The following is a 26283-nucleotide window of genomic DNA, read 5'->3' as shown; positions in this document are numbered from 1 at the left end:
CCGCCAGTGATTCATCTACCACCACGACCGAGACCATCCCTCCAAGGGATAGAAAAGCAAATTAACGGGTAACATTTGGCGCTTCAAGCCGATCGCAGTGTCGATGGAAAGTGAAACCTTCGCACTCGCAACGCATCCAGCCGAAACAGGGGTTCGGCACCGTCCCTTCTGGGATATCGTGTGATTTTACCGGGTGACAAGGAGGCAGGAATGCAGAAACGCTCTCTCGGCCGCACGGGCCTTTCGATCGCGCCGCTGGTGTTCGGCGGCAATGTGTTCGGCTGGACGGTTGACGAGGCGCAGTCCTTCGCGCTGCTCGATGCGTTCGTCGATCATGGCTTCGACGCGATCGACACCGCGGACGTCTATTCGGGCTGGGTCCCGGGAAATAGGGGCGGGGAGTCCGAGACGATCATCGGCAATTGGCTGAAAGCGCGGCCGAGCATGCGCGATCGGGTGACGATCTTCACCAAGGTCGGCATGGACATGGGTCCGCCGGGGGAGAAGGGGCTCTCGGCCCGCTGGATCACGCAGGGTGCGGAACGCTCGCTGTCCAGGCTCGGCATCGAAACGATCGATCTCTATTTCTCGCACGCCTTCGATCCGGAGACGCCGGCGGAGGAAACGCTCACCGCCTATGACCGGCTGATCGAGGCCGGCAAGGTCCGCGCGGTCGGCGCCTCCAACTTCACGGCCGACCAGCTCGCCGCCGCCCTCGGCGTGTCGCGGGAACGGGATCTGCCGCGCTACGACGTGCTCCAGCCCGAATACAGCCTTGTCGAGCGGGACGGGTTCGAGGGCGCGGTCGCCGACCTGTGCGCGGCGGAGGGCATCGGTGTCGTCACCTATTTCAGCCTCGCTTCGGGCTTTCTGACCGGCAAATATCGGTCCGAAGCCGATCTCGGCCGATCGACGCGCGGTGGCCGGGTCGCCAAATATCTCGATGCGCGCGGGCTCGCCACGCTCGACGCGCTCGATGCCGTCGCTGCCCGCCACGGCGCGACGCCGGGCGCGGTCGCGCTGGCCTGGCTGATCGCGCAGCCGGCGGTGACGGCACCGATCGCCAGCGCCACCCACGTCGGGCAGGTCGCGGAATTTGCGCGTGCGGCGGAAATCGTGCTGAGCGACGAAGACGTTGCAGCGCTCAACAACGCAAGTGCGTAAATCCGTCGATCAGGCCATCTTGGTGCGACGCGGGCCAGCGCCTATTTCGCACCCGCGAAACCCGCTCGGGAGATTCTCATGGCCGGACCGAAACTGTTTGAACCGCTGACCGTCGGCCAGCTCAGCCTGTCCAACCGCATCGTCATCGCGCCGATGTGCCAATATTCCGCGGTCGACGGCTGCATGACCGACTGGCATCAGATCCATCTCGGCCATCTCGCGCTGTCGGGCGCGGCGCTGCTGACGATCGAGGCGACCGCGGTCGTGCCCGAAGGCCGCATCAGCTATGCCGATGTCGGGCTTTGGGACGATGCGACCGAGGCGGCGATGGCGAAAACGTTGGAAAGCGTGCGCCGCTGGTCGGACATGCCGATCGCGATCCAGCTCGCCCATGCCGGCCGCAAGGCCTCGACCGACCTGCCCTGGCATGGTGGCGGGCAGATCGCGCCCGACCATGACAATGGCTGGCAGACGGTCGCCCCTTCGGCGATCGGCTTCAACGACAGCGACGTTGCGCCGGAGGCGCTCGACGCGGCCGGGCTGGCGCGCGTGCGGCACGCCTTCGCCGAAGCGGCGAAACGCGCCGCGCGGCTGGGGATCGATGCGGTGCAGATCCATGTCGCACATGGCTATCTGCTCCACCAGTTCCTTTCGCCGCTCTCCAACCGCCGCGAGGATGAATATGGCGGCTCGCTCGAGAACCGCATGCGCTTCCCGCTGGAGGTGTTCGATGCGGTGCGCGCCGCCTTCCCCGCCGAGCGCGCGGTGACGGTGCGGGTCTCGGGCAGCGACTGGGTGGAAGGCGGCTGGGATGCAGAGGGCACCATCGCCTTCGCCAGGGCGCTGGAGGCGCGCGGCTGCGCAGCGATCCATGTATCGAGCGGCGGGCTGCATCCGGCGCAGCAGATCCCGGTCGGCCCCTCCTACCAGGTGCCGCTCGCCCGCGCGGTGAAACAGGCGGTGTCGATCCCGGTCGTCGCTGTCGGCCTGATCACCGACTTTGAGCAGGCCGAGGCAATCGTTTCCACCGGGGACGCCGATCTCGTCGCGCTCGCGCGCACCATCCTCTATGATCCGCGCTGGCCGTGGCATGCCGCGGCGCATCTCGGCGCGCATGTCCATGCACCCAAACAGTATCTCCGTTCGCAGCCGCGCCAGTACAAATCGCTGTTCGAGCTGCCGGGCAGCGCCGAGGGATGACGAGGGTCGCGGTGATCGGCACCGGCGCGGTCGGCGCGACGGTGGCGGCCTGGCTGATCTCCGATCCGACGCTGGACGTGATGCTGTGCGCGCGCACGCCGTTCGAAACGCTGCGCGTCGAGACGCCGGCGGGCGTGCTGGAAAGCAGGCCGCGCCTGCTGACCGACCCCGCCGCGGCGGCGCCGGTCGACTGGGCGCTGGTGGTCACCAAGGCCTATGACGCCGTCGGCGCGCAGGCGTGGCTCGACCGGCTGGTGGGTGAGGGCACCCGCGTGGCGGTGCTGCAGAACGGCGTCGAGCATCGTGCGCGCTTTCCGGCGATCGCGGCGGAGCGGCTGGTGCCGGTGATCGTCGATATTCCTGCCGAGCGCAGCGCGCCCGGCATCGTCGTGCAGCGGCGCACCGGCGGGATGATCGTGCCCGCCGGCGGGAGCGGGGAGGGGTTCGCAGCGCTGTTCGCGAACGGCCCGATCGACGTGCGGACGACCGGCGACTGGACGACCGCGGCGTGGCGCAAGCTGGCGGTGAACTGCGCCGGCGCGGTCAATGCGCTGACTCTGAAGCCCGCCGGCATCGCCGCGGACGAAGAGGTCGCCGAACTGATGCGCGGGCTGGTGCGCGAATGCATCGCGGTCGGCCGCGCGGTGGGCGCCGATCTGCCCGATACGCTCGCCGACGAGGTGGTCGCGGGCTACCGCGCCGGCCCGGCGGATTCGATCAACTCGATCCATGCCGACCGGCTGGCGGGCCGCCCGACCGAGGCGGACGCGCGCAACGGCGTGATCGCCCGGCTCGGGGCGGCGCACGGCATCGATGCGCCGCTCAACCGGATGGCGGATGTGCTGATCCGGGCGGCGTAGGGGCTATATTCAAGCCCTTACGGCTGCTGCTGTTCGGTGCGGCCGTCGTAGAAGTCGTAGTGGATGCGCACCCACGCGCCGACCAGCAGGCGCCCGCCGACGCGCGGCGGTTTGACGCGGAACTGCCAGGCGGCTTGGCGCAGAGCGCTCGACAGCCCCGAACCGCGCGGAGATTCGCCGAGTTGGCGGCAATTGTCGACGCGATAGTCCGGAATGGTCTGGCAGATGATCTCGCCCCAGCCCGACCCACGGCGGTTCTTGGGCATGTAGAAGGCGAGTTCATTGCCTCTGGGCCGCACATGCCAGTCTGCCGCGTAGAGCTGCTCGCCGTTCGGCCCTTGGCCGACCTCTTCCGAATCGGCGCCGCCCTGGCCGTTCTGCGCGGTCTGGGTGCCCGACTGCGCCGATCGCGCCATCTTGGAAATGTCGGTCGAGGCAAAGTCCTGCCGAGACATGATGATCATGTTCGGGGGCATCGGTGGCGCGTTGGGCGGGGCGACCGGGGGCGGGGGCAGCGCGACGGGCGGGGGCAGCGCGACGGGCGGGGGCGGCTTGACCTCGGCCGGACGCTCCTCCGCCGCCTGCCGCTGCTGGCGCGGCGCCTGCTTCTTCTCCTCCTTGCCCTGGTCGTCGGTGACGTTGATCAGCTTGAAGCTCTTCGTGCCGGACTGCGCCATGTCGGCGATTTTGGGGGCGAGCGAAAGCAGGCCGACGAGGATCAGCGCGTAAACGACCACCGCGAGGACGAGCGCCCCCGGCCGCCGACGGCGGGTGTTGCGGTCCCAGGGAGAGGGGGCAGGCTGCGTGGCCATCGACCGACTCTCAGGCCCGCCCGCCGGTCTGCACCGAGAAACTGCTCGGGGAACTGTCGTTCTCGGTCATAGATTCCGTCATCACGCCCAGATAGGGGCCGCTGCTGTCTGGCGGCAGTCGGTGCCAGCGGTCAAATGCAGAATTATTTCCGTCTCCGCGAAATCACAGTTCGACCGCGAACGGCCCCTCCTGCGCGGGCGCGATCGTCTCGCCCGCCCAAAGCCGTGCGACTCGGGGGCCGAGAAAATCGCCCGGTCCCTGCACGAACCGCGGCCCGCCGAAGCGCTCGATCGTCGCCAGTTGCCGTTCCAGCGCGATGCGATCCTGCCGGACGACGGGGGCGAGGAAGGCGCGGATCGCGGCCTGCTTCAGCCACGCGGGGGCGAGGCCCTTGGGGGTGGTGAAGCAGGCGAAGGGGCGGAACCGGTCCGGCGCCTCGGGGGTGAAGAAGGCAGTGACGCACAAGGTCAGGCGTTCGGCGCCCTGCCACCGCGCCTGGATCGTCGCGGGCGGATAATAGTGCGTGACGCTGCCGGTGCGACCGCCGCTCTCCAGCGCGCGGGACATGAGGCCGTAATCCGGCCTGTCCTGCTCGATGGTCACCGCGATGTCGTGCGCGCGGGCATCGACGCGCATCGTCACCGGCATCCGCCGTTCGGCGCGGCGGATGAAGCCGTCATGGATGAAATTGGTGTGGAAGGGATCGAGCACATTCTCGATCGCGTCGAGCGCGCGGCCGCGCCAGCGCCCCTGCGCCCACCAGAAATGGTCATTGTCGGGGTCGCCGAGCAAAGGCGGCAGGGCGAAGCCGCCATCATCGCCGGCGACCCGCACGAAGATCGCGCCATGGCGCTCGACCACGCCGACCGGCTCCGCTCCGAGCGCGCCGGCGCGGGCGGGATCGAGTGCGATGCCCGGCGTCTCGACACAGGCGCCGCCGGCGCTGAAGCGCCAGCCATGATAGGGGCATTGCAGGGCGCCGTCGCGGACGCGGCCGCGTGAAAGCGGGTGGTTGCGGTGGGGGCAGCGGTCGCGCAGCGCGCCGATGCCGTCGCGCCCGCGAAACAGCACGATCGGGACCCCCGCCGCCATCCGCGCGATCGGCCGCGCCCTGAGGTGGCGGGAGAGGGCGACGGGCAGCCACGTCTCGCGCAGGTTGGGCGGCAGCGGCGTCATGCCTCCCCATTCCATTCGATGTCGGCGGTCATCTGCTCGGCGAGCGTGCGGCGATGGCGCAGCGCCCGCGCGGCGAACTGCGCGCTGTCCGCCGCGGCTCCGAAGATCGGCCAACGATCGCGCGGTGCGCCGACCACGTCGCGGCCGCGGCGCAGCTCGCCGAACCAGTCGCGATAGCGGCCGCGGCGCAAGGCGGTGCCCATGCCGAACCACCACAGGGCGGGGCCGACATGCACCCGCAGCCCGCGCACCGGCGCCACCGCGGTGCCCGCCAACATCGCCCGTGCGAGGCCGGGGCCGCGGCCGAACAGATGCGCGCCGCTGGTCGCGCGCGGGTTGCATTCGATCAGATGGAAGCGGCCGTCACGGTCGCGGATCGCGTCGCAGGCGAACTGGCCGTTGCCGACCGCGGGCGCAAGCCGGCCGGCGATCTCGCCCAGCGCCTGCGCCTGCACATCGGGCAGCGCCGCAAAGGCATAGCCGGCGCCGCCGCCGAGCCGCCATGAGGATCGATAGGCGGCGAAGCCGGCGAGCGTCCCCGCGTGGGCGATGGCATAGAAGCTCACTTCCTCGCCGACGATCCGTCGCTGCGCGACCCAGGGTTCGGCCGCGCCGGGCACGATGCCGTCCAGCGTCGCCGGGCCGATGCGCGCCCGCGTGCCGAAGCGCGAATGGACGGGCTTGAACACCCAGTCGCTGGCGGTATCCTCGAATCCCGCCAACCCGGCGGGTGACTCCAGGCGGTGCGTTTCGGGCGCGGTCAGGCCGAGGCCGGTCGCCAGCGCGGCGAAGCGATCCTTGGCATGGAGTTCGAACAGCCGCGCCGGCGCGGGGGCGAACAGCCGGTCGAGCCCCAGCCGCGCAAGGTGGAACACCTCCTCGCAGGTCGGCACGACCAGCACCGGGTCGAGCCCGGCGACCAGAGCGGAAACGGCGCGCGCGAACGCCTCGGGCGCTTGGCGCGGCGGGGGCAGGCGATGCAGCGCGCAGGGCGTGCGCGACCAGCGCGCGATCAGCGCCGGCGCGCTGTCCGCCATATGGACCTCATGGCCGGCGGCGGCGAAGCTGCGCGCAATGTCGAGCGCGACGGGCGCGCGGGCGCCGGTGATCAGCACGCGCTCAGCCACCGCTGCACCAGCGCACGCGCCGCCTTTTTGGGGTGAATTGGGGGTGAAAGGGGTGGGCGATGACGGGGCGGTCGACGTGGTGTCTGGCCAGCAACGCGCGCAATGCCGGCACCGCCATGTCGGGCGCATCGCTCTCGACCGTGACTCCGGCGGGGCCGGCGACGGCTCGCCAGCGGGCACCGCCGCCCAGCGCGTCGGCCAGCGCGGTTTCGACATCGCGCGGGCAGATCGTCACGTCCTCCCAGCGCCAGAGATCGTCGACGCGCCCCTCGATCGGCCGGACGGCGCGGGTGACGGCACCGCAGGCGCAGGGCGCCGCCAGCGGCTCGACCAGATCGTCGAGCCTCACCCGGACGATCGGCTGCGTCCGCCGCCCGAGATCGGTGACGATCGGGCGGAAACGGTTGGTGCCAGGCACGGGTTCGAGTTCGACCACCATCTCCTCCTCGTTGAGGTGGAGTGTGCCCATGCGGCATGTCGCGCCGATGAACCCCTCGGTCGCCTGATAGATCGGATCGGGCCGGCGGCCGAGCCGTGCCGCGATCCAGCCGCGCTCGGCCTCGCCCAGCGGCTCGGCGCCGTAGAACAGGCGGTGGAGCGCGGGCAGGGCGATGCCGGCTTCGGCAAGTTCGGCCAGTACGTGCGCCGGCGCGATCAGCACCTGCGGATCGATGCGCGCGAGCGCCGCAGCGCGATCGGCCGGGCTGGCGGCGAGCGGCAGGAAGTCGAAGGTGAAGCGCCCGGCGCGGCCGACATCGCGATAGAGTGCGCTGTCCGCGCGCAGGCACAAGGCGATGCGGCACCCGCCGAGGAGCGCGCGCGCCGGCAGCAACCGCGCCAGCGCCTGGCCGACATAGCGCGCGCGTTCCGCCGGGTCGGCGAGGAACAGGCCGCGCGTACCGCTGCTGCCGGTCGAGAAGCCCGCGCTGATCCCGCCGGGGAGCAATGCCGCCTCACCACGTTCTGCCGCCTCGGCGACCGCGCGGGCGTCGGTCTCGGAGAGCCCGCGGCTGTTCCAGCCCGCGAAATCGGCGCGTATCGCCGCGACGCCGGTGATCGGCAGCGTCGCGAGCGGTCGGCCGGCATGCGGCGCCAGCGCCGGTGTCGCGCGCAGAGCCGGTGCCATCCGTCGCCACAGCCGCGCCTGGCGCCGTGCCAATGCGTCCCGATCGCGGATGCGCGCGGCCCAACGCGAGCGCGCCCATGCCGCCAGGATCGCCGCACGGTCAGCCAATGAATGTCTGCGCGGCTTCGGGGCAGTGCGAGGGCAGCAGGACCATCTCGCGATTGCGCGTCGTCAACCGGTGCAGCGCGTTGAGCGTCGCGCGGTAGCGGCCGGTATTGCCGAGCAGCGCGGTGGTGAGGCGCGGTGGCGGCGCGTCGTCGCGGATCGCGCCGATCGACCAGGCGGCGTCTCCGACCAGCATCAGCCGCCGGCCATCCTCGATCGCCAGCGCCAGCCCCCAATGGCCGGTGCAATGGCCGGGCAGTTCGACCGCGAACAGCGCACCATCGCCGAACAGGTCGACGCCCTGGTCGAAGGGCGCGAAATCGCCGGCCAGCGTCACGCGCGGCAGATCCTCGAAGAAGGTCGTGCGGCGCTGCGGCTCCCTGGGCACCAGCGCGGCGAGCAGTCCGCGCCGGACGCCACCGAAGCGACCGCGGGTGCGCAACTCCTCCAGTCCGGCGCGCGCGCAAAAGAGGCGCGCGGCGGGGAAGGCGGCGAGTCCGGCGATGTGATCGCCATGAAAGTGGGACAGCACGATCGCGGTCACCGCATCGGGTGCGACGCCCGCACGGGCGAGCTGATCGACCGCCGCCTCACCGGGGCCCAGCTTCACCGGCGTGGTCCAGCGATAGAGGCGCTCCGGGAAGCGATCGGTGGCGGCGAAGAAGGCGGGATCATAGCCCGTGTCGAACAGGATCACGCCTTCGCCGGGATGACGGATCACGCCGACCAGCGCGGGAAATCGCGTGGGGCAGAGGCTGGCGCCGCGCCGCGCCATCGCCTGTGGATGCAGGCAATGGCCTGCCTCGATCAGCGCGAATCCGCAGCGGATCATGCGCGACCCAGCGCGTTCGCCGCCGCCTCGCGGGCGCTCGCCACAGCATCATGCAGGGGCTCATAGCCCAGCAGGCGGCGCGCGCGGCTGAGGTCGAAGGTCTGCGAGAACGCCAGCATCGCCACGCCATAGCGCGTGACCGGCGGCTCGGGGCGGCCGGGCAGCAAGCCATAGATGGTTTCGAGCAGGCCGGCGGCGCGCATCGCGAAATCGACCGAGACCGGCTTGAACCGGATCGGGCGTCCGGCCACCTCGCCCAGCGCCTCGACCAGCGCGCGGATGGTGACCGGTTGACCGCCGGAAATATTGATCGCCTGCCCGCCGGCCGCCACGCGGTGGCGGTCGGCCAGCAGCAGCGCGCGGCAGGCGTCGCGCACGTCGGTCAGTTCGACCAGTGCTTTCCCGCCATTGATCAGCGGGAAGCGGCCGCGCTGGACGATGCGCAGCAGGCGTGGCAGCAACACGCCGTCGTCGGGACCCATCACCGCGCGCGGGCGGATCGCGACCGTCTTCATCCGCATGCCGTTGGCACCCAGCACCAGCCGCTCGGCGGCGAGCTTGGTCGCGGCATAGGCGTTCATCGCCGGCTCGCATGGGGCGCTCGTCTCGATCAGCCCGACGCGGTCGCGCGGCGCGGCGTAGATTGACGGCGAGGACACGAAGACGAAGCCGTCGCAGCCAGCGCCGCAAGCGGCGGCGAGCAACTGGCGGGTGGCGGTGACGTTGATCCGCTCGAACGCCTCGAACGGCCCCCATGGGCTCGAGAGCGCGGCAGCATGGAACACCACATCGATGCCCGCGCACAATGGCGGCAGCGCCTGCGGGTCGGTAAGGTCGACGGCGCGCGGCTCGGCGCCCAGCGCGGCCAGCCGGCCGAGCATGGCGGTGCTGCGGCCGGTGGCGCGGACGCGATAGCCGGCGGCGAGCAGGGTCGGCACCAGCGTGAGGCCGAGCCCGCCGGTGGCACCGGTGACGAGCGCGTGGCGGGGCGCGCTCACAGCCGCAGCGCCATCGCCGCCGCGCTGATCCCGGCGGCTGTGCCGAGCAGCAGCACCGACATGCCCGGCCGCAACAGGCCCGCGCGTCGCGCCGCGACCAGCCCGCTCGGCAGCGAGGCGGCGATCTGGTTGCCATGATCGGCGAAGATGTCGACGACGCGCGCCGGAGCGCCGCCCATCAGCCGGCGAACATGCTCGACGCCGGGCGCGCTCGCCTGATGGCAGACGATCAGGTCGACGGTCTGGCGGGTGAGGCCCGCCTCGGCGAGCGTGGCGTCGACCAGTTTCGGCAGCCCGCGTGCGGCGGCCCTGAATATCCCGAACGCATCCATGCGGAAGCGCGAGCCGGCAATCAGCGCGTCATACCCCTCTGCGACACGGACGCGCGTGCCGCCCGCGGCGAGTACGGCGAGGTCGTGGCCCTCGCCCCAGGTGGCGAAGCGGCTGGCGAGGAGACCCGCGGAGCCGCCGTCTGCCTCAACGCAGACCGCCGCGGCGCCGTCGCCGAAGATCGCGGCGGAGGCGGGCACGCCAAGGTCGAGCCCGGCGGACGCGATGTCGGACGAGGCGATCAGCACGCGGCGCCAGCGGCCCTGCGCAATGCCGAGCGCGGCGATATCGAGCGCGGTGAGGAACGACAGGCAGGTCTGGTTGACGTCGAACGCCGGAATGCCCGATCGACCGAGCCCCAGCCGTTCCTGGATCAGCACCGAGGTGCCGGGGATCGGCTGCTCCATCACCCCGCAAGCGCCGATGAGGAGGTCGATCGACGATGCCGGCCAGCCGGCCTCTGCCAATGCGGCCTCACAGGCGGAGGCCGCCATCATCGAGCTGGTCTCATCGGGGGCGGCGACGCCGCGGGCGGCGATGCCGAACTCGGTCTCGGTCCAGCCCGCCGGCTTGCCGAACAGCGTATCGAACGCGGTCGAAGGGCGATGCTCGCGCGGGCGATAGGTGCCGAAGCCGGCGAGACGAAAGGATATCATGCGGAACCGGCCATGATGCGGCAGGATGATAGTCGCCGCATGGATTGCGCCAAAGCAATTCCTCTCGGTGAAGCGCCCTTGGCGCCGATCGATCCGGTGTTAGAAGGGATGACGAAGGGGGCCATAATGCCTTTCATGACGATTCTGGCCGGGGTGATGCTTGCCGTGGAGCCCGTGGCGGTACCAGCATGTACGCTTCCACCGCTTTCGGTCGATGTCGATCTTGAAAGTTTTGTAGCGTCGGGGCGCGATGCCTCGCCCGAACGTATCGCTGCGATCCGGATGGGGACGATGGCCAATCTCGGGCGCGCCTTCTATCTGTTGTGCACCGACGGCAAGGTGACGCAGGCGACGCTTGCGGGTCGCGCGCTGACGATCCGGAATGGCGAGGGCGCCGCGGATCCGCGGTTCTATGTTGCCGAAGGCGCGCCGAAGCGGCTCGTGCTGCAGTTCGCCTTCGGCGACGGGCCGCCCCCCAGTACGGCGCAGGCCAGTCATGCGCTGCTCTGCCTCGCGCATCCGCACGAGGGCGCATGCGCGGTCGATGATGCGTGAGGGGCCGGGACGCGGATCTTTCGGTTCTTTCTGTGCTCGAAGGAAGCGCCGCTAGCCCGCCGCGCTGACCATGGCGGGCAAGGCCCAGTCGATCGGGGACCGGCTATGCTGTTCCAGAAAGGCATTGGCCTGCGAGAAATGCCGGCTGCCGAAGAAGCCGTTATGCGCTGACAGCGGTGAGGGGTGGGGGGATTTCAGGACGAGATGGCGACCGCCCCGATCGATGCTGTCGACCGCCGCCGCCTTCTTCTGCGCGTGGCTGCCCCACAGCATGAAGACGACCGGATCGGGTTTCGCGTTGACCAGGCGGATCACGGCGTCGGTAAAGCGCTCCCATCCCTTGCCCTGGTGCGAGGCGGCCATGCCCATCTGCACGGTCAGCACCGAATTGAGCAGCAGCACACCCTGCTGCGCCCAATGTTCGAGGAAGCCGTGGCGCGCGCGCGGAATGCCGAGATCGGCCTCCAGTTCCTTGTAGATGTTGACCAGCGAGGGCGGGATGCGGACGTCGGGCTGCACCGAGAAGCACAGCCCGTGCGCCTGGCCGGGGCCGTGATAGGGATCCTGCCCAAGGATGACGACGCGCACCGCGTCGAGCGGCGTCAGGTCGAGCGCGCGAAACCACTCGCCGCCCTTGGGGAAGATGCGCTTGCCCGCCTGCTTCTCGGCGAGCAGCCACGCCTTGAGCGTGTGCATGTAGGGGCTGTCGAATTCGCCGCGCAGCGGCTCGAGCCAGCTTGAATGAAGTTTGACGTCGGCCACCGCCTGCCCTCACCGGAATGGCGGCCGGCTTGGGCGAAGCCGGGGATGCTGTCAAACGATGACGCGGTCTGGAACGCTTCGGCGCTGGGCTGGGTCGCCTCATCGCCGCGCCCCTTACAATCCGCTCCGCTTTGGAGCGGATCGCCGGCCGATGTGGGTTCCGTTCTTGACGTAGCGCCGCAAAAGCGCAGCATGGACCGCAACAAGGCTGGGGAACATGCATACCAATTCTGGCGACGTTATCGCGCGCGTTTTGCGCGCCTATGATCTTTTGAACGAGGCCCTGACCCTGCTCGACCGCGCCGGGGAGCGGGACATCGGCGCGACGCTCTATCTTCCGTTGGGACTGCTCGAAGAGAAATTCGCATTGTCGCCGCCGAACGATCCGACGGCATCGGCGGCCGACCGGAAGAACCGGTCCATCAGGGACAATTGAGCGTCGGTCAGGCTGACGAGCGTCCGCCGCCGGTCGGACGGATCGGCTGTGCGCTTGACCTTGCCGAGCCGCTCGAGCTGATCGATCCAGCGCAGCGCCGTGGTCTGCGGCACGCGTGCGCCGACGCAGGCATCGCCCACCGCCAACGGCCGGTCTTCAACCGTCGCGACATAGAGATCGAGCAGCAGATCCCAGGCAGGATCCGCAAACTGGCCGTGGCCACCGATGATGCGATCCCTGAGATCGCGGACCCGAATGATTGCCTGCGCCGCCCTTACATAGGCTGCGCGTTCGCTATCCACCTTGATGGCGCTCCGCATGATCGGCTGGCGAATCATCCTCGACGCCGCCGCGGCTCGCGCACGCCCCATGCGCCCTTGAATCCGCACCATGTCCCCCCTGATTGCGGCCCACAGTTTCGCATCGATGGAGCGAGGTCAAGCGCGGAACAACGCGGAAGCGATGCTTTTGATCTGGAGCAATACGCTATAACACGTATAGGCGGCCCAGATCAGCGACACCGCGACCAGCAATCGCTGCACGATCGCGCCGATCCTTCGCGGACGATCACGCTGCAGTTCCACGGTGTCGATGGCATAGAGCGTATCGGAAAGGCCACGTGGAACCGGCGGATCGAGCGTATAGCGCCGGCCATCGGCGTGCCAGCCGTTCGCGGCGTCGAGGCGGTCGTTCAAGCGATCGGCCTGGGCCGCCATGAAGGCATCGACCACTTCATCCTCGCCGCGGGTCAGCCGGTGCCAGTTCATCGGCGGCGCGAGCCCGGTCCGCTGGTCATGGTGGTCAAGGCGGCCATATATTCGGTCTAGCACCGGGCGGCATTGCCGCCAAGCCGATCAACTTCCGTGGGAGGGGCGATTCAATCCGAGGCGGGCGAGGATGCGTTGCAAGAGGCTACCGCGGTGCCGGCTGCGCCGTGGCCCTTGCTTGCGCTGACGTTCGAGTTCTTCCATCGTCAGCTTGAACCGGTAGGCATCATCCTTGGTGATGTTGGACCGGTTCATCTTCGCGCGCAGCACATCCTCTGCATTGTCGCCATGATCGCGGATCAGCCAGGCTGCCTGGTCGCGAACACGGCTATGGATCGCTGGATCGCGATGCTTATAGCCCCACATTCGACACCTCTTCTTTGGCCTGCATGACAGGCCAACGGTGCCCCATGCTATGACCTAGATCACAGCTCCAAAGCAAGACAAAGAGGTTAATCGGTCGTTCAGCGGGCCTCGGCGAGCCACGCCGTGAGCAGGTAGGCGAGCAATCCGACCGGCCCGAACGCGAACACGGTCAGCAGGACCAGTCCGAGGCGGACGAGAAACGGATCGGTCGACGTCCAGCGCGCGAAGCCCGAGCACACGCCGAGCAGCTTGGCATTGGATTTGTCGAGGGCGTAAGACGACATCGGCTGTTCCTGAAGCAGAAGGGTGGGATCAGAGTGCAGGCTGCGAGGTCAGCGGCGCGACCGTGGGCATGACGGCCGCGGAGAGCGCCAGGCTGCTGAGCGTCAACGCGCCAGCGGCGGCGACAAGGCTGCGGCGGAGATCGGCGAAACGGATCGACATGACAGGCTCCCTGAAAGATGCGCCGCGGGGTCGCGGCCATGTCGCTCTTTCAGCAAAAGCCATGCCAAACCGCGAAAGCACGGCGTGGCGGGGGATTTCTCGGTTTCGGGATAGGTTGCGGATCGACGATTTCGCTATTTCTCGGCGTATTATCCCAAGATCCGGCAATATTCCTAGTTGTTGACCAGCCCGACTTCTTTCAGCGCCTCCATCGTGCGCGACCCCAGCCATGGGGAGAGCGACGGGCTCGCCGCAAGGGATGCTGCGTCGCCCTTGCTGCCGGCGCTGCGAAGTACGCGCCGCCACGATGCGGCGGCGGCGGCGCGTCGGCCGTTGGCCGCCTGGGCGAGCGCCATCGTCAGATCGTAGGACGGGCGGGTGGCGTCCATCGGCGGAATGATCATGTTGGCCAGCGCCAGCGCTTCGGCGGCCTCCTGCTGGCGGATCAGCAGGATGACGAGCGGCGTCCGCGTGTAGGCGGGGCCGTTGGGGTCGAGCAGCAGCGCCTCGCGCAACAGCCGCTCCGCATCGGGATCGCCGCATTCGAACATCGCCGCGCCGAGCGTCGCCAGTTTCTCACCACTATAAGGGTTGAGTTCGATCGAGCGCTGGGCGCTGGCCTTGCCGAGGTCGCAGCGGCCTTCAGCGAAGAAGGCGGTCGCCAGCGCATAATGGCCGACGCCGCTGAACGGATCGGCGCGCACCGCGTCACGTGCCAGCCGCGCGCCACGCCGGCGCAGCGCGGGCGCGTCGCCGGGTGTCAGCCGCGCTGCGTCGAAAGCCATGAAAGATCGCGCTGCGAGCACATTGGTCTTGTTCGGAGTGAGTTCGCCCGACCGCTCGAGGCACGTATCGACCGTCGTGTAGATCGCCGAATCACGCGTGCGGCGATAGTCGTGATAGAGCACCAGGCAGGGGAAGCCTGGCGCCGCGGGGTCGGTGAAGCGCGCCCGCTGATCGGTGGCGATGACGCCGAAGGGCTGGATGATCTGCGCGATCATGGGGCGCAACACCGGTTCGAGCGGGGTCGCGTCGGCCGGTATGGCCACGGTTTGCGACCAGATCTGGCGGCCGGACTGAACATGATAGATTTGCACGGCGAGCGTGGTGGCGCCGCCGGTGGTCGAGACCCTCCCGACGAGCCGGTAGTCGGGCGCCGCCGCCTGGCTGGCGTTGACACCTGCCTGAATGAGGGTGACGAACGAGCGGTAAAGCGCGTCGCCCAGCACCGCGTCGACACGGTTGCCGGTGCGCATGGCTTCCGGGCTGCCGTCGGTGCTGACGTGCTGAAGCTCGAGCGAGGGCGCGGGGACGATCTCCGCATCCGCCAGGCTGCGCAGCGGATTGAGGACGAGCCAGAGCATCGCGGCGCCAAGCAGCGCGACGATCGCCAGGACGACGAGCGCCCAGCGCAGCCCGCGCCGCGGCGCGGTTCCCGCATCCCATTCGGCGCGTGCGCGAGTCCCGACGGCGCCGGCCGGCGGGGTGGCCGACGCCGCGACCGACGTGGCAGGCGCTGCCGCTTGCTGGGCGGTGAAGAGCCGAACCTTGTAGGATCCGTTGGGGATCGAGAGGCCGACGCCGGCGGTCAGCGGGTAGCGCGCATAATAGGCGTCGAGCATGCGGCGCAGCCGGCCGACCTGAACGCGGGGATAGCTGTCTGCCTGGGTATCGAAATCGGGGTCGCGGCCGAGCCCGTCGACAGCGACCGAATAGGCCTTTACCTGATCGCCCCGTCCCGCCAGCGTTTCCTGGACGAGATAGTCGAGAAGGCGGCGCATGACGGGCGCGCGCAGGAACTCCGGCGAGGCGGAAATCGCCGCCACCGCCGCCTCCACGTCGCCGCGCCTTGCGCCCTCGCCGGTCACATCCTCGTAAACGCCCATGGCATCCCGCTACGCGACGTCACGTCCGCAATCGCCGCGCACCCCATTGAGTTGGCTCCACGCGCAGTCCGCCCCGATGCGCGAACGTCGGCCAAGACTCATGGCCATACCCGACGATACATGCACGCTAAACTGGTCCGGGCAGTAACACAAACCCTTAGGAAGTCGTCGGTCCATCGCAGCCGAGGCTCCATTCGCCCTTGAAATTGGCGGATGTAACCGTGACAAGCGGTCTCATACTGCGCCGGATGCATCCATGTGACGCATAAACACCTCGAGTTCGAATGCTTGCCGGCGAGTCACTCCGGCAACACGCGAACACCGGGATGGCAACATGTCTGGCGATGTATCTGGTCGCATCGTCCGGCTCAAAAGTTCGGCATCCCGCGTGTCGCAGTCACAAGACCGGGCGACGGCTTTTCCCCACGAGCCGTCGATACCGGGGTGGCTGCTGATTTCCCTGGGTCGGGGGCGCCATTTTCCCCACAGCGTGGCACCCCCGGCCCAGGTGACTTTCTCTTCCGAAGATCAGACTTCCCGCAGCCTATAGCGGTTTCCACCATTGGCCCTTGCGTCGCGAGATCCTACATGGAGGCGCCATGCCCCCGGATCTTGCGACCGACAGCCGACCGACGCCGCCCCTGCTGGCGTCGATCCGACGCTTCCTGCCCTATCTCTGGCCGCGCGACGATCGCGCGTTGCGGGTGCGTGTCGTCGCCGCGATGGCGCTGATCGTCGTCGCGAAAGCCTCCACATTGCTGATGCCTTTCGCATACAAGGCGGCGGTCGACAGGATGGCACCGGGGCTGCAGCCGGCCGTCGGCCTCGCGATGGCGCTGGTCATCGCCTATGCCGGCGCTCGCTTCGGCGGCGTGCTGTTCGACAATCTTCGCAACGCCGTGTTCGAGCGGGTCGGCCAGATCGCCACGATGCGGCTTGCGGAACGCGTGTTCCGCCACCTTCATCAGCTTTCGCTGCGCTTCCATCTCGAACGCCGCACGGGCGCGGTCACCAAGGTCGTAGAGCGCGGCACCAAGAGCATCGACACGATGCTGTATTTCCTGCTGTTCAACATCGCGCCAACGGTGATCGAACTCGTCGCCGTCGCGATCATCTTCCAGGTCAAGTTCGGTTTCGCGCTGGTGCTGGCGACGCTGGCGATGGTCGCCCTCTACATCTGGTTTACGCGGCTCGTCACCGACTGGCGGGCGAAGCTGCGCGAGGAAATGAACCGCCTCGATACCGGTGCGGTCGCACGCGCGGTCGACAGCCTGCTCAATTTCGAGACGGTGAAATATTTCAACGCGGAGGATCGCGAGGCGCGGCGCTATGCGCACGCCGTCCGCCGCTATGCCGATGCCGCGGTCGGCAACGAGACGTCGCTTGCCTGGCTCAACATCGGCCAGTCCTTCATCACCAACCTGATGATGGCCGGCGCGATGGCCTACAGCGTGTGGGGCTGGTCGGTCGGGCGCTTCACGACGGGCGACGTCGTGCTCGTGAACACCTTGCTGTCGCAGCTCTTCCGCCCCCTCGACCTGCTCGGCATGGTCTATCGGACCGTCCGGCAGGGGCTGATCGACATGAACGACATGTTCGCGCTGGTCGATGCGCCCGCGGAGGTCATCGACCGGCCCGGCGCGCCGGCGCTGGCGGTGCGACGCGGTCATGTCTGCTTCGAGAATGTCCGCTTCGGCTATGAGCCCGAGCGCGAAATCCTGAAGGGCATCGATCTCGACGTGCCGGCGGGCGCGACCGTTGCCGTCGTCGGACCCTCGGGCGCCGGCAAGTCGACGCTGGCACGGCTCATGTTCCGATTCTACGACGTGACCGGCGGCCGCATCCTGATCGACGGGCAGGATATCGCGGAGGTCACCCAGGAAACGCTGCGCGCCGCGCTCGGCATCGTGCCCCAGGATACGGTGCTGTTCAACGACACGATCGGCTACAACATCGGCTATGGCCGCGAAGGCGCGACGCCCGAGGCGATCCGCGCGGCGGCGCGCGGGGCGGCGATCGAGCGCTTCATCGAATCGCTGCCCCAGGGTTACGAGACGCGCGTCGGCGAGCGCGGGCTCAAGCTGTCGGGCGGCGAAAAGCAGCGCGTCGCGATCGCGCGCACCTTGCTCAAGGACCCGCCGATCCTGATCCTCGACGAGGCGACCAGCGCGCTCGACAGCGGCACCGAGGCGGCGATCCAGGCGACGCTTGCCACGATCGAGCATGGCCGCACCACGATCGTCATCGCGCACAGGCTGTCCACCGTCGTCGACGCCGATCGCATCGTGGTGCTCGATCATGGGCGGGTCGCGGAGCAGGGCACGCATGCCGAATTGCTCGAAGCGGGCGGCGTCTATGCCGGCATGTGGCATTATCAGGCGACACAGGCGGAACGCGCCATCGCGGTCGCTTGACGTTGCGGTTAACTGGTTCATAATATTTAGCGGCCCAAGAGGTAAAAACCTGCGCGTCGGCATCTGCTCGCGCCCAGCTTGGGACTAGGGCTCGCATGATCGACGTCGCTTTGTGTATCGCCACCGAACATGACCCGTGGCTGGTCGTGCTCGCCGTTTTCGTGTGTGGCGCCGGCGCGTTCAGCATCGTCCAGCTTTTCGAGCGTGCGATCGGCACGCTCGGGTTGCAACGGCTCGGCTGGGCCTTCCTCTCCGCGGTCGCCGGCGGTGCGACGATCTGGTGCACCCATTTCATCGCCATGCTCGCCTATCAGGCGAAGGCGCCCGTCACCCTCGATCCGGTTCTTACCATCGGATCGCTGATCGTCGCGGTCGTCGGGTCCTGCATCGGTTTCATGGTTGCGTCCGGGCGGCAGGGCGGCGCGTGGCCGGTGATCGGCGGCACCATCTTCGGGCTCGCGATTTCGGCGATGCATTTCATCGGCATGGCGGCCTATCGGGTCGACGGCATCGTGACCTGGAATGCGGCCTATGTCGTTGCCGCGATCGGCTGCGCCGCGATCTTCGGCGGTGGCGCGTTCTTCGCGCTTCAGTCCGACCGGTTCGGCCGGCTGCGCATGGCGGCGGGCGTCGTGCTCATCGTGCTCGCCATCGCCCTGCTGCACTTCGTCGCGATGACGGCGATGCACATCGCGCCGGTGGCGATGAGCAGCGCGCCGCTCGACGGCGAGCAGGTCCGCGCGCTGGCGATCGCGACCGCGTTGCTTGGGCTCGTCGTGATCGCCGCGGGCGTGTTCGCCGCGCTGATCGATCAGCAGACGCGCAACGATGCGATGGCCGAACTGCGGCAGATGGCGATGAGCGACGGACTGACCGGCCTGCCCAACCGCATCGCGTTCCACGCCGGGCTCGTCCGCCAGATCGACGTTGCCGCTGCCAACGGCCAGCGGGTCGGGCTGTGTGCGATCGATCTCGATCGGTTCAAGGAGATCAACGATCTTCACGGCCACAAGGCCGGCGATGACGTTCTGATGGTGGTTGCCGAGCGGTTGCGCCGCGCGATTCGCGCCGAGGATGTCGTGGCCCGGCTGGGCGGCGACGAGTTCGTCGCGCTCATCCGGTGCGACGATCGCAGCCAGATCGTGGCCTTCGCGGACCGCATCGATGCCGCGCTGCGCACGCCGATACGATTCGGCGAGTTCGATGCGCGGCTTGGCGCCAGCATCGGTGTTGCCGTCTATCCGGACGACGCGCTGCAGGAGGATGTGCTCTCGAACAACGCCGATCTCGCGATGTATCGCGCGAAGTGCGAGGGGATCGGCGCGCCCTGCTATTATGATGGCGCGCTGGATGAGGCGATTCGCGAACGCCGCGAACTCGCCAACGATCTCCGCAAGGCGATCGACGAGAACCAGCTCGAAGTTTATTATCAGGTGCAGGCGTCGGTCGCAGACCGTGCCGTCACCGGTTATGAAGCCTTGCTGCGCTGGACGCATCCGCAGCGGGGCATGGTCCTGCCTTCCGTGTTCATTCCGGTTGCCGAGGAAAATGGCCTCATCCTGTCGCTCGGCGAGTGGGTGCTGCAGCGCGCCTGCGCCGACGCGGTGGAATGGGAGCATCCGAGCAAGGTGGCCGTCAATGTGTCGGCGCTGCAACTCGCTCATGCCGAACTGCCGCAGGTCTTCCAGCGCATCCTCGCCGATACGGGGTTGCCGGCGGAGCGGCTCGAGATCGAACTGACGGAAAGCGCGATCATGGCCAACCGTGAACGCGCCTTGCAGGTGCTCGGCCAGATCAAGGCGCTCGGCGTCGGCGTTGCGCTGGACGATTTCGGGACCGGCTATTCGTCGCTGGAAACGCTGCGCGCCTTTCCGTTCGACAAGATCAAGCTCGATCGCTTCTTCACCTCCGAGCTTGCGGTCAGTCCGCAGGCGACGGCGATCGTGCGGGCGGTCCTGGCGCTGGGGCGCAGCCTTGCGATCCCCGTTCTCGCCGAAGGCATCGAGACGCGCGAACAGCTCGACGTGCTGGTGCGCGAAGGATGTGACGAGGTGCAGGGCTTCCTGTTCGGCCGGCCGCGGCCGATGCCGCTCGGCGGAATCGAGCTCGATGACGGCGCCCCGATGAGCGACGCTGCCTGACATCGGGGTTCGTATACGGCACGGCGAGGTGGCGGATGGCGGCGGCGCGTCTATAAAGCCGCCGATGATCGACCCTACCGCGCTGCTGCGCGACACTTTCGGCTTTCCCGGCTTCCGTGGCGTGCAGCGCCAGGTGGTCGACCGCGTGCTGGCTGGCGACCGGACATTGGCGGTGATGCCGACCGGCGCCGGCAAATCGCTGACCTATCAGCTTCCGGCGGTCGCGCTGCCCGGCACGTGCGTCGTCGTCTCGCCGCTGATCGCGCTGATGCACGACCAGCTTCGCGCCGCACTGGCGGTGGGCATCCGCGCGGCGACGCTGACCTCGGTCGATGCCGACCGCAACGAGACGATCGCGCGCTATCGCGCCGGTGAGCTCGATCTTCTCTATGTCGCGCCCGAGCGCGCTTCCAACGACGGCTTCCGCCAGTTGCTGGCAAGCGCGCCGCTGGCGCTGTTCGCGATCGACGAGGCGCATTGCGTTTCCGAATGGGGGCATGATTTCCGCCCCGATTATCGCCTGTTGCGCCCGCTGCTGGATGCCTTTCCGGATGTGCCCCGGCTGGCGCTGACCGCCACCGCCGACGAACATACCCGCGCCGATATCCTCGACCAGCTCGGCATTCCCGCCGACGGGCTGATCGTCGCCGGGTTCGACCGGCCCAACATCCGCTACATGATCGCGCCGCGCGAAAGCACGACGCGGCAGGTGGCCGATTTCATCGCCGAGCAGTCGGGGCCGGGCATCGTCTATGCGCAGACCCGCGCCGGGGTGGAGCGGCTCGCGGAGGCACTGGCGGGCAAGGGGCGGCCGGTGCTGCCCTATCATGCCGGGCTCGACCCGGCGGTGCGGCGCGAGAATCAGGCGAAGTTCGTCGCTTCCGAGGACATGGTCATGGTCGCGACGATCGCGTTCGGCATGGGCATCGACAAACCCGACGTGCGCTTCGTCGTCCATGCGGGCCTGCCCAAGTCGATCGAGGCCTATTATCAGGAAACCGGGCGTGCGGGGCGAGACGGCGATCCGGCGGTCGCACAACTCTTCTGGGGCGCCGACGATTTCGCCCGGGCCCGCCAGCGCATGGGCGAGGTGGAGCCGCACCGCCAGCCCGGCGAGCGGGCGCGGCTGACCGCGCTCGGCGCGCTGGTCGAGACCGCCACCTGCCGCCGCGCCATCCTGCTGCGCCATTTCGGCGAGACGCCGCCCGCCAGCTGCGGCAATTGCGACAATTGCCTGAGCCCGCCCGCCGCGATCGACGCGACCGAGGTGGCGCGCAAGTTCCTCTCCGCTGTCTATCGCACCGGCCAGAGCTTCGGCGCCGGCCATATCGAGGCGGTGCTGACTGGCAAGGCCAATGAAAAGGTGCGCCAGCGCGGGCATGACCAGCTTTCGGTGTTCAACATCGTCACGGATGAGGAAGCGCCGCTGGTGAAACCGGTCTCGCGCGCGCTGCTGCTGCGGGATGCGCTGCGCACCAGCGAGCATGGCGGGCTGGAATTCGGCCCCGAGGCGCGCGGCATCCTGAAGGGCGAGGTGCCGGTGGCGCTGGTGCTCCCGCCCCGGCCCGAGCGCCGCCGCCAGCGCGGCGGGGCCGTGCCCAATCCGGTCGGCGATCCGCTGTTCGAAGCGCTGCGCGCCGCCCGTCGCGAACTGGCGATGGACGCCGGCGTGCCGCCCTATGTGATCTTCCATGATTCGACGTTGCGCGAGATGGCACAGGTCAAGCCGACCTCGCACAAGGCGCTGGGCCAGATCAGCGGCGTCGGCTCGCGCAAGCTCGATGATTATGGCGACGCGTTTCTCAACGTGATCCGGGCGTTTGTGTGACGTGCCCTTTTATCCTCCCCGCGCAAGCTCGGGGCGCAGATTTCCCTTACTCCCGGCACCTTCCATCGCGCGCGCGCTCGCATGGCCCGGCCCCGCGGGTTAGGCTGGCACCCCCGAAGGAGATCCTGAATGCGTCGTACTGCCATCCTCACGCCCTTGCTGATCCTCGCCGCCTGTTCGGGCGGCGGCAGCGAGCCGCTCGACAACCGGGCGGCGGATGCCGGGAGCGGCGTGGCCGAGGTCTATGGCAATGACGGTTCGGCGCTGCCCAATGGCGGCGCCGATGCGGAACCGGGCGGCGTTTCCCCATCGATCAACGAGACCGAACCCAACATCGTCGCGCCGACGCCGACGCCGACGCCGACGCCGGGCGCAGGCGGCCCGGAACTGACTCAGGCGCAGATCGAGGAACAATATTCCCCCGCCTACGACACCTGCCTCGCAACCGGCGACGCGGCGAAAGGCGTCACCCCGGCGATGGCGCAGTGCATCGCCGACGAGATCAAGGTGCAGGACGAGCGGCTGAACGCCGCCTACCGATCGGCGATGGACAAGCGCGACGAGGCGGGCAAGATCGCGCTGCGCGACGAGGAACGCGCCTGGATCAAGGCGCGCGACGCCGAGTGCCAGGGGCTGGCGCAGGGCGGATCGATCGACCGGATCCAGATCCCGAGCTGTGTGCTCGACAAGACGATCCGGCGCCGGGTGAAGCTGCAGCCGATGGCCGGATAGCCGGCCGTCCGGCCTCGACTTGCCCCCGGCCGTGCGGGTAACGGTGCCGCTCCCTCCAGCCAAACGGAGAGCGCATATGACCGATACCCGAACCGAAACCGACAGCTTTGGCCCGATCGAGGTGCCCGCGAGCGCCTATTGGGGTGCGCAGACGCAGCGATCGATCGGCAATTTCCCGTTTGGCGCGCAGGAGCGGATGCCGATCGGCATCGTCCATGGCCTGGCGATCGTGAAGCAGGCGGCGGCGCGGGTGAACCGCAAGCATGGGCTGGACGCGAAGCTGGCCGATGCGATCGAGCAGGCTGCCGCCGAGGTGATCGACGGCCGGCATGACGACCAGTTCCCGCTGGTGATCTGGCAGACCGGCAGCGGCACCCAGAGCAACATGAACGTCAACGAGGTGATCGCCGGCCGCGCCAACGAGCTGCTGACCGGCACGCGCGGCGGCAAATCCCCCGTTCATCCCAATGATCATGTCAACAAGGGCCAGTCCTCCAACGACAGCTTCCCGACCGCGCTGCACATCGCCGCGGCGCGCGCCGCGACCGCCGATCTGATGCCGGCGATCGAGCGGCTGCGCGCCGCGCTCGACACCAAGGCGGCCGCGTGGGCGGATATCGTCAAGATCGGCCGCACCCATCTGCAGGATGCGACGCCGCTGACATTGGGCCAGGAATTCGGCGGCTATGCCAACCAGCTCTATCGCAACGTGAAGCGCATCGAGCCCGCGGTGATGCACGGCATGTGCCAGCTCGCGCAGGGCGGCACCGCGGTCGGTACCGGGCTCAATGCGCCGACCGGCTTCGATGAGGAGATCGCGCGCGAAATCGCCGACATCACCGGGCTGCCCTTCTTCACCGCGGAGAACAAGTTCGAGGCGCTGGCCTCGCATGACCCGCTCGTCCACCTCTCGGGCACGCTTTCGACCCTCGCCGTGTCGCTTACCAAGATCGCCAACGATATCCGGCTGCTCGGCTCCGGCCCGCGTTCGGGCATCGGCGAACTGATCCTGCCGGAGAATGAACCGGGCAGCTCGATCATGCCGGGCAAGGTCAACCCCACCCAGTGCGAGATGCTGACGATGGTCGCCGCACAGGTGATCGGCAACCATCAGGCGGTCACGGTCGGCGGCCTGCAGGGGCATCTCGAACTCAATGTGTTCAAGCCGCTGATCGGTGCCGCGGTGCTGCGTTCGATCGATCTGCTGGCGACCGGCATGGTCAGCTTCGCCGAGCGCTGCGTCGACGGCATGGAGGCGGACGAGCGCCGCATCGGCGACCTCGTCGCGCGCTCGCTGATGCTCGTCACCGCGCTCGCGCCCGAGATCGGCTATGACAATGCTGCGAAGATCGCCAAGCATGCGCACCATCATGGCCAGACCCTGAAGGAAGCGGGGCTGGAGCTTGGGCTGGTCGACGAGGCGACCTTCGATCGCGTCGTCCGGCCCGAGACCATGGTCGGCCGGTGACCGCGCCCGACATCGTTCCGGACAGCGAGCATCGCGGTTTCACCGCGGCGCTGCCCGATGCGCTCAGGCCCTACTGGCTGCTCGCGCGGCTGGATCGGCCGATCGGCTGGCAATTGCTGTTCTGGCCGGGTGCCTGGGGCATGGCGCTTGCGGGCGGGTTGCCGGAACGATGGTCGGTCGTGCTGCTGATCCTGATCGGCGCGATCGCGATGCGCGGCGCCGGCTGCGTCTATAACGACATCGTCGACCGCGATCTCGACCAGCAGGTGGCGCGTACCCGCGCCCGCCCGCTCGCCAGCGGCGCGGTGTCGCTCAAGGCGGCCTGGATCTGGCTGTTCATGCTCTGCGCGGTGGGGCTTCTCGTGCTGGTCGGCCTCGACAGCCTGACGGTGACGATCGTCTCGTTCGCCAGCATTGCGCCGGTCGCCGCCTATCCCTTCATGAAGCGGATCACATGGTGGCCGCAGCTCTGGCTCGGCATCGTCTTTTCCTGGGCACTGCCGGTGGGATGGGTGGCGGTGACCGGCTGGCCCGAACGGCCGCTGCCGATGGTGCTGCTCTATCTCGGCGCGCTGCTGTGGGTGATCGGCTACGACACGATCTACGCGCTGCAGGACCGCGAGGATGATGCGCTGGTCGGCATCCGGTCCTCGGCGCGGCGCCTGGGCAGCCATGTCCGCGGCGGGGTGGGCGGCTTCTATCTCGGCGCGGTCGCCCTGTGGGCGGCGGCGATCTGGGCGATGCGGCCGCAACCGCTGGCGCTCGCGGCGTTGCTGCCGGTGGCGCTGCACCTCGCCTGGCAGGTTGCGACGCTGCGCGAGGCGGATGGGGACGATGCGCTGGCCAAATTCCGTTCGAACCGCTTTGCGGGGCTGCTGATGTTCCTCGGCTGCCTGACGGTGGGGGCGGCGGGGTGATCCGCCGATAATCCTGTTGCGGCGCAGTGTTGCTTGTCCCACACTCGGCGCATGAGCCAACCTGATCTGGCCGTTCCGGGATCGTCCGCCGCCGATGCGGTGATGCTGCCCGCCCGTCCCGACCCCATCCGCCTGTCGCCTACCGACACCGCGGTGGTGGTGATCGACATGCAGAATGCCTACGCCTCGCCCGGCGGCTATGTCGATCTCGCCGGGTTCGATATTTCCGGTGCCGCCGACACGATCGGCAAGATCGCGACCGTGCTCGATGCGGCGCGTACGGCCGGCATGCCGGTGATCTTCCTGCAGAATGGCTGGGATGCGGACTATGTCGAGGCGGGCGGCCCGCGCTCGCCCAACTGGCACAAGTCCAACGCGCTCAAGACGATGCGTCAGCGGCCCGACCTGCATGGCAAGCTGCTCGCGCGCGGCGGTTGGGACTATGATCTGGTCGATGCGCTGGCGCCCAAGCCGGGCGACATCCGCCTGCACAAGACGCGCTACAGCGCCTTCTTCAACTCGCAGCTCGACAGCACGCTGCGCGCGCGCGGCATCCGCAACATCGTGTTCGTCGGCATCGCCACCAATGTCTGCGTCGAATCGACGCTGCGCGACGGCTTCCACCTCGAATATTTCGGGGTGATGCTGGAGGATGCGACCCATCATCTGGGGCCGGAGGCGATGCAGCAGGCCGCCGTCTACAACATCGAGAAATTCTTCGGCTGGGTCTCCACCGTCGCGGATTTCTGCGGCGCGATCGGGCAGACCCGGCGACCGGACCACAGCCAAGGATAGCTTCATGCCGTTCGAGCCGATCAACCCGCCGCAATTCCCGACGCCGATCGCACCCTATTCGGCGGGCGCGAAGGCGGGCAACACCGTCTATGTCTCGGGCGTGCTGGCGCTGGGCGAGGGCGGGGTGGTGCTCCATGTCGGCGACGCCGCGGCGCAGACCCGGCACGTGCTGGAGGTGATCAAGATCACGCTCGAAGCCGCCGGCGCGACGATGGCGGACGTGGCGATGAACCACATCTTCCTCAAGGATCTCGATGATTATGCTGCGTTCAACACGGTCTATGCCGAATATTTTCCGGGTGCGAAGCCGGCCCGCTACTGCATCAAGTGCGAATTGGTGAAGCCCGACTGCCTCGTCGAGATCGCCAGCGTGGCGCATCTTTGA

At 68.5% G+C, this 26283-nt stretch carries 26 protein-coding genes; 12 read left to right on the top strand and 14 right to left on the bottom strand.

The features are described 5' to 3' along the window. Nucleotides 1–210: 210 nt before the first annotated feature. From NX02_RS22590 to NX02_RS22580, 3 genes are all read left to right on the top strand, one after another. Nucleotides 211–1164 (top strand): aldo/keto reductase, encoded by a 954-nt coding sequence (locus NX02_RS22590; protein WP_025294436.1) that lies wholly within the window; start codon nucleotides 211–213, stop codon nucleotides 1162–1164. Between the two features lie 78 nt (nucleotides 1165–1242). Beyond that, nucleotides 1243–2364, top strand: coding sequence for an NADH:flavin oxidoreductase/NADH oxidase (locus NX02_RS22585; RefSeq protein WP_025294435.1), 1122 nt, complete (start codon nucleotides 1243–1245; stop codon nucleotides 2362–2364). Continuing rightward, nucleotides 2361–3224 (top strand): 2-dehydropantoate 2-reductase, encoded by an 864-nt coding sequence (locus NX02_RS22580; RefSeq protein ID WP_025294434.1) that lies wholly within the window; start codon nucleotides 2361–2363, stop codon nucleotides 3222–3224. The genes NX02_RS22585 and NX02_RS22580 overlap by 4 nt, the downstream gene beginning before the upstream one ends. 17 nt (nucleotides 3225–3241) lie before the next feature. Here the strand turns inward: NX02_RS22580 and NX02_RS22575 are convergent, their stop codons facing one another. From NX02_RS22575 to NX02_RS22545, 7 genes are all read right to left on the bottom strand, one after another. Next, on the bottom strand, nucleotides 3242–4036 hold the full coding sequence (locus tag NX02_RS22575) for a hypothetical protein (RefSeq protein ID WP_039996788.1): 795 nt from the start codon (nucleotides 4034–4036) through the stop codon (nucleotides 3242–3244). Nucleotides 4037–4199: 163 nt separating this feature from the next. Next, nucleotides 4200–5213 carry an aromatic ring-hydroxylating oxygenase subunit alpha gene (locus tag NX02_RS22570; RefSeq protein ID WP_025294432.1) on the bottom strand — a complete coding sequence of 338 codons (1014 nt, stop codon included), beginning with the start codon at nucleotides 5211–5213 and terminating at the stop codon, nucleotides 4200–4202. Continuing rightward, nucleotides 5210–6340, bottom strand: coding sequence for an ATP-grasp domain-containing protein (locus NX02_RS22565; protein ID WP_025294431.1), 1131 nt, complete (start codon nucleotides 6338–6340; stop codon nucleotides 5210–5212). Before NX02_RS22565 ends, NX02_RS22570 begins: the two co-directional genes overlap by 4 nt. Next, a complete protein-coding gene (locus NX02_RS22560) occupies nucleotides 6333–7574 on the bottom strand; it encodes a hypothetical protein (protein ID WP_025294430.1) in 1242 nt (413 codons plus the stop codon). The genes NX02_RS22565 and NX02_RS22560 overlap by 8 nt, the downstream gene beginning before the upstream one ends. Continuing rightward, entirely contained in the window at nucleotides 7567–8403 is an 837-nt protein-coding gene (locus NX02_RS22555) for an MBL fold metallo-hydrolase (RefSeq protein ID WP_025294429.1), read from the bottom strand. The genes NX02_RS22560 and NX02_RS22555 overlap by 8 nt, the downstream gene beginning before the upstream one ends. Next, a complete protein-coding gene (locus NX02_RS22550; protein ID WP_025294428.1) occupies nucleotides 8400–9401 on the bottom strand; it encodes an NAD-dependent epimerase/dehydratase family protein in 1002 nt (333 codons plus the stop codon). Before NX02_RS22550 ends, NX02_RS22555 begins: the two co-directional genes overlap by 4 nt. After that, on the bottom strand, nucleotides 9398–10387 hold the full coding sequence (locus NX02_RS22545; RefSeq protein ID WP_025294427.1) for a 3-oxoacyl-[acyl-carrier-protein] synthase III C-terminal domain-containing protein: 990 nt from the start codon (nucleotides 10385–10387) through the stop codon (nucleotides 9398–9400). The genes NX02_RS22550 and NX02_RS22545 overlap by 4 nt, the downstream gene beginning before the upstream one ends. Nucleotides 10388–10399: 12 nt before the next feature. Here NX02_RS22545 and NX02_RS22540 point away from each other — a divergent pair, with 12 nt between their 5' ends. Beyond that, the gene (locus NX02_RS22540) at nucleotides 10400–10942 is read left to right on the top strand and encodes a hypothetical protein (protein ID WP_158014153.1); all 543 of its coding nucleotides are present in this window, start codon (nucleotides 10400–10402) and stop codon (nucleotides 10940–10942) included. 51 nt (nucleotides 10943–10993) lie between these two features. Here the strand turns inward: NX02_RS22540 and ung are convergent, their stop codons facing one another. The 7 genes from ung to NX02_RS22510 form a co-directional block, all read right to left on the bottom strand. Continuing rightward, entirely contained in the window at nucleotides 10994–11704 is a 711-nt protein-coding gene (gene ung, locus NX02_RS22535; RefSeq protein WP_025294425.1) for a uracil-DNA glycosylase, read from the bottom strand. Nucleotides 11705–12034: 330 nt separating this feature from the next. Further along, entirely contained in the window at nucleotides 12035–12442 is a 408-nt protein-coding gene (locus NX02_RS22530) for a winged helix DNA-binding protein (RefSeq protein ID WP_158014152.1), read from the bottom strand. Nucleotides 12443–12577: 135 nt separating this feature from the next. Beyond that, nucleotides 12578–12970, bottom strand: a complete 393-nt coding sequence (locus NX02_RS22525; protein ID WP_158014151.1) for a hypothetical protein — start codon at nucleotides 12968–12970, stop codon at nucleotides 12578–12580. Nucleotides 12971–12994: 24 nt separating this feature from the next. Beyond that, nucleotides 12995–13273: a hypothetical protein gene (locus NX02_RS22520; RefSeq protein ID WP_025294422.1), complete on the bottom strand. Its 279-nt coding sequence runs from the start codon at nucleotides 13271–13273 to the stop codon at nucleotides 12995–12997. Nucleotides 13274–13371: 98 nt separating this feature from the next. Continuing rightward, nucleotides 13372–13557 (bottom strand): PspC domain-containing protein, encoded by a 186-nt coding sequence (locus NX02_RS22515; RefSeq protein WP_025294421.1) that lies wholly within the window; start codon nucleotides 13555–13557, stop codon nucleotides 13372–13374. 28 nt (nucleotides 13558–13585) lie between these two features. Further along, nucleotides 13586–13717 (bottom strand): hypothetical protein, encoded by a 132-nt coding sequence (locus tag NX02_RS33955; RefSeq protein WP_281178252.1) that lies wholly within the window; start codon nucleotides 13715–13717, stop codon nucleotides 13586–13588. A gap of 173 nt (nucleotides 13718–13890) precedes the next feature. Then, nucleotides 13891–15603, bottom strand: coding sequence for a hypothetical protein (locus NX02_RS22510; RefSeq protein WP_025294420.1), 1713 nt, complete (start codon nucleotides 15601–15603; stop codon nucleotides 13891–13893). Between the two features lie 599 nt (nucleotides 15604–16202). On the opposite strand from NX02_RS22510, the gene NX02_RS22505 reads away from it, so the two are divergent. From NX02_RS22505 to rutC, 8 genes are all read left to right on the top strand, one after another. Then, complete coding sequence (locus NX02_RS22505) at nucleotides 16203–18017, top strand: ABCB family ABC transporter ATP-binding protein/permease (RefSeq protein WP_025294419.1); 1815 nt, start codon at nucleotides 16203–16205, stop codon at nucleotides 18015–18017. Nucleotides 18018–18112: 95 nt separating this feature from the next. After that, a complete protein-coding gene (locus NX02_RS22500) occupies nucleotides 18113–20158 on the top strand; it encodes a putative bifunctional diguanylate cyclase/phosphodiesterase (protein WP_025294418.1) in 2046 nt (681 codons plus the stop codon). A gap of 64 nt (nucleotides 20159–20222) precedes the next feature. Further along, nucleotides 20223–21986, top strand: coding sequence for a DNA helicase RecQ (gene recQ, locus NX02_RS22495; RefSeq protein WP_025294417.1), 1764 nt, complete (start codon nucleotides 20223–20225; stop codon nucleotides 21984–21986). A 129-nt stretch (nucleotides 21987–22115) separates the two neighbouring features. Beyond that, entirely contained in the window at nucleotides 22116–22718 is a 603-nt protein-coding gene (locus NX02_RS30970) for a lysozyme inhibitor LprI family protein (RefSeq protein WP_084718038.1), read from the top strand. Nucleotides 22719–22794: 76 nt separating this feature from the next. Then, nucleotides 22795–24186 carry a class II fumarate hydratase gene (gene fumC, locus NX02_RS22485; protein WP_025294415.1) on the top strand — a complete coding sequence of 464 codons (1392 nt, stop codon included), beginning with the start codon at nucleotides 22795–22797 and terminating at the stop codon, nucleotides 24184–24186. Beyond that, nucleotides 24183–25103: a 4-hydroxybenzoate octaprenyltransferase gene (ubiA, locus tag NX02_RS22480; RefSeq protein WP_025294414.1), complete on the top strand. Its 921-nt coding sequence runs from the start codon at nucleotides 24183–24185 to the stop codon at nucleotides 25101–25103. The genes fumC and ubiA overlap by 4 nt, the downstream gene beginning before the upstream one ends. A 51-nt stretch (nucleotides 25104–25154) precedes the next feature. Continuing rightward, nucleotides 25155–25898 carry a pyrimidine utilization protein B gene (rutB, locus tag NX02_RS22475; protein ID WP_025294413.1) on the top strand — a complete coding sequence of 248 codons (744 nt, stop codon included), beginning with the start codon at nucleotides 25155–25157 and terminating at the stop codon, nucleotides 25896–25898. Nucleotides 25899–25902: 4 nt separating this feature from the next. Continuing rightward, a complete protein-coding gene (gene rutC / locus NX02_RS22470) occupies nucleotides 25903–26283 on the top strand; it encodes a pyrimidine utilization protein C (RefSeq protein ID WP_025294412.1) in 381 nt (126 codons plus the stop codon).

The organism is Sphingomonas sanxanigenens DSM 19645 = NX02, from assembly GCF_000512205.2.
Classification (GTDB): Bacteria; Pseudomonadota; Alphaproteobacteria; order Sphingomonadales; family Sphingomonadaceae; genus Sphingomonas_D; species Sphingomonas_D sanxanigenens.
This window is presented reverse-complemented; position numbering and strand designations above follow the sequence as displayed.

What these genes read in the sequence shown, in the direction of transcription:
- NX02_RS22515 (WP_025294421.1), bottom strand. Translation starts at nt 13,557, where the DNA reads ATGTCGTCTTACGCCCTCGACAAATCCAATGCCAAGCTGCTCGGCGTG.
- NX02_RS22540 (WP_158014153.1), top strand. Translation starts at nt 10,400, where the DNA reads ATGATGCGGCAGGATGATAGTCGCCGCATGGATTGCGCCAAAGCAATT.
- NX02_RS22500 (WP_025294418.1), top strand. Translation starts at nt 18,113, where the DNA reads ATGATCGACGTCGCTTTGTGTATCGCCACCGAACATGACCCGTGGCTG.
- NX02_RS22590 (WP_025294436.1), top strand. Translation starts at nt 211, where the DNA reads ATGCAGAAACGCTCTCTCGGCCGCACGGGCCTTTCGATCGCGCCGCTG.
- recQ (WP_025294417.1), top strand. Translation starts at nt 20,223, where the DNA reads ATGATCGACCCTACCGCGCTGCTGCGCGACACTTTCGGCTTTCCCGGC.
- NX02_RS22510 (WP_025294420.1), bottom strand. Translation starts at nt 15,603, where the DNA reads ATGGGCGTTTACGAGGATGTGACCGGCGAGGGCGCAAGGCGCGGCGAC.
- rutB (WP_025294413.1), top strand. Translation starts at nt 25,155, where the DNA reads ATGAGCCAACCTGATCTGGCCGTTCCGGGATCGTCCGCCGCCGATGCG.
- fumC (WP_025294415.1), top strand. Translation starts at nt 22,795, where the DNA reads ATGACCGATACCCGAACCGAAACCGACAGCTTTGGCCCGATCGAGGTG.
- NX02_RS33955 (WP_281178252.1), bottom strand. Translation starts at nt 13,717, where the DNA reads ATGTCGATCCGTTTCGCCGATCTCCGCCGCAGCCTTGTCGCCGCCGCT.
- NX02_RS22520 (WP_025294422.1), bottom strand. Translation starts at nt 13,273, where the DNA reads ATGTGGGGCTATAAGCATCGCGATCCAGCGATCCATAGCCGTGTTCGC.
- NX02_RS22505 (WP_025294419.1), top strand. Translation starts at nt 16,203, where the DNA reads ATGCCCCCGGATCTTGCGACCGACAGCCGACCGACGCCGCCCCTGCTG.
- NX02_RS22570 (WP_025294432.1), bottom strand. Translation starts at nt 5,213, where the DNA reads ATGACGCCGCTGCCGCCCAACCTGCGCGAGACGTGGCTGCCCGTCGCC.
- NX02_RS22555 (WP_025294429.1), bottom strand. Translation starts at nt 8,403, where the DNA reads ATGATCCGCTGCGGATTCGCGCTGATCGAGGCAGGCCATTGCCTGCAT.
- NX02_RS30970 (WP_084718038.1), top strand. Translation starts at nt 22,116, where the DNA reads ATGCGTCGTACTGCCATCCTCACGCCCTTGCTGATCCTCGCCGCCTGT.
- NX02_RS22575 (WP_039996788.1), bottom strand. Translation starts at nt 4,036, where the DNA reads ATGGCCACGCAGCCTGCCCCCTCTCCCTGGGACCGCAACACCCGCCGT.
- NX02_RS22585 (WP_025294435.1), top strand. Translation starts at nt 1,243, where the DNA reads ATGGCCGGACCGAAACTGTTTGAACCGCTGACCGTCGGCCAGCTCAGC.
- NX02_RS22580 (WP_025294434.1), top strand. Translation starts at nt 2,361, where the DNA reads ATGACGAGGGTCGCGGTGATCGGCACCGGCGCGGTCGGCGCGACGGTG.
- rutC (WP_025294412.1), top strand. Translation starts at nt 25,903, where the DNA reads ATGCCGTTCGAGCCGATCAACCCGCCGCAATTCCCGACGCCGATCGCA.
- NX02_RS22545 (WP_025294427.1), bottom strand. Translation starts at nt 10,387, where the DNA reads ATGATATCCTTTCGTCTCGCCGGCTTCGGCACCTATCGCCCGCGCGAG.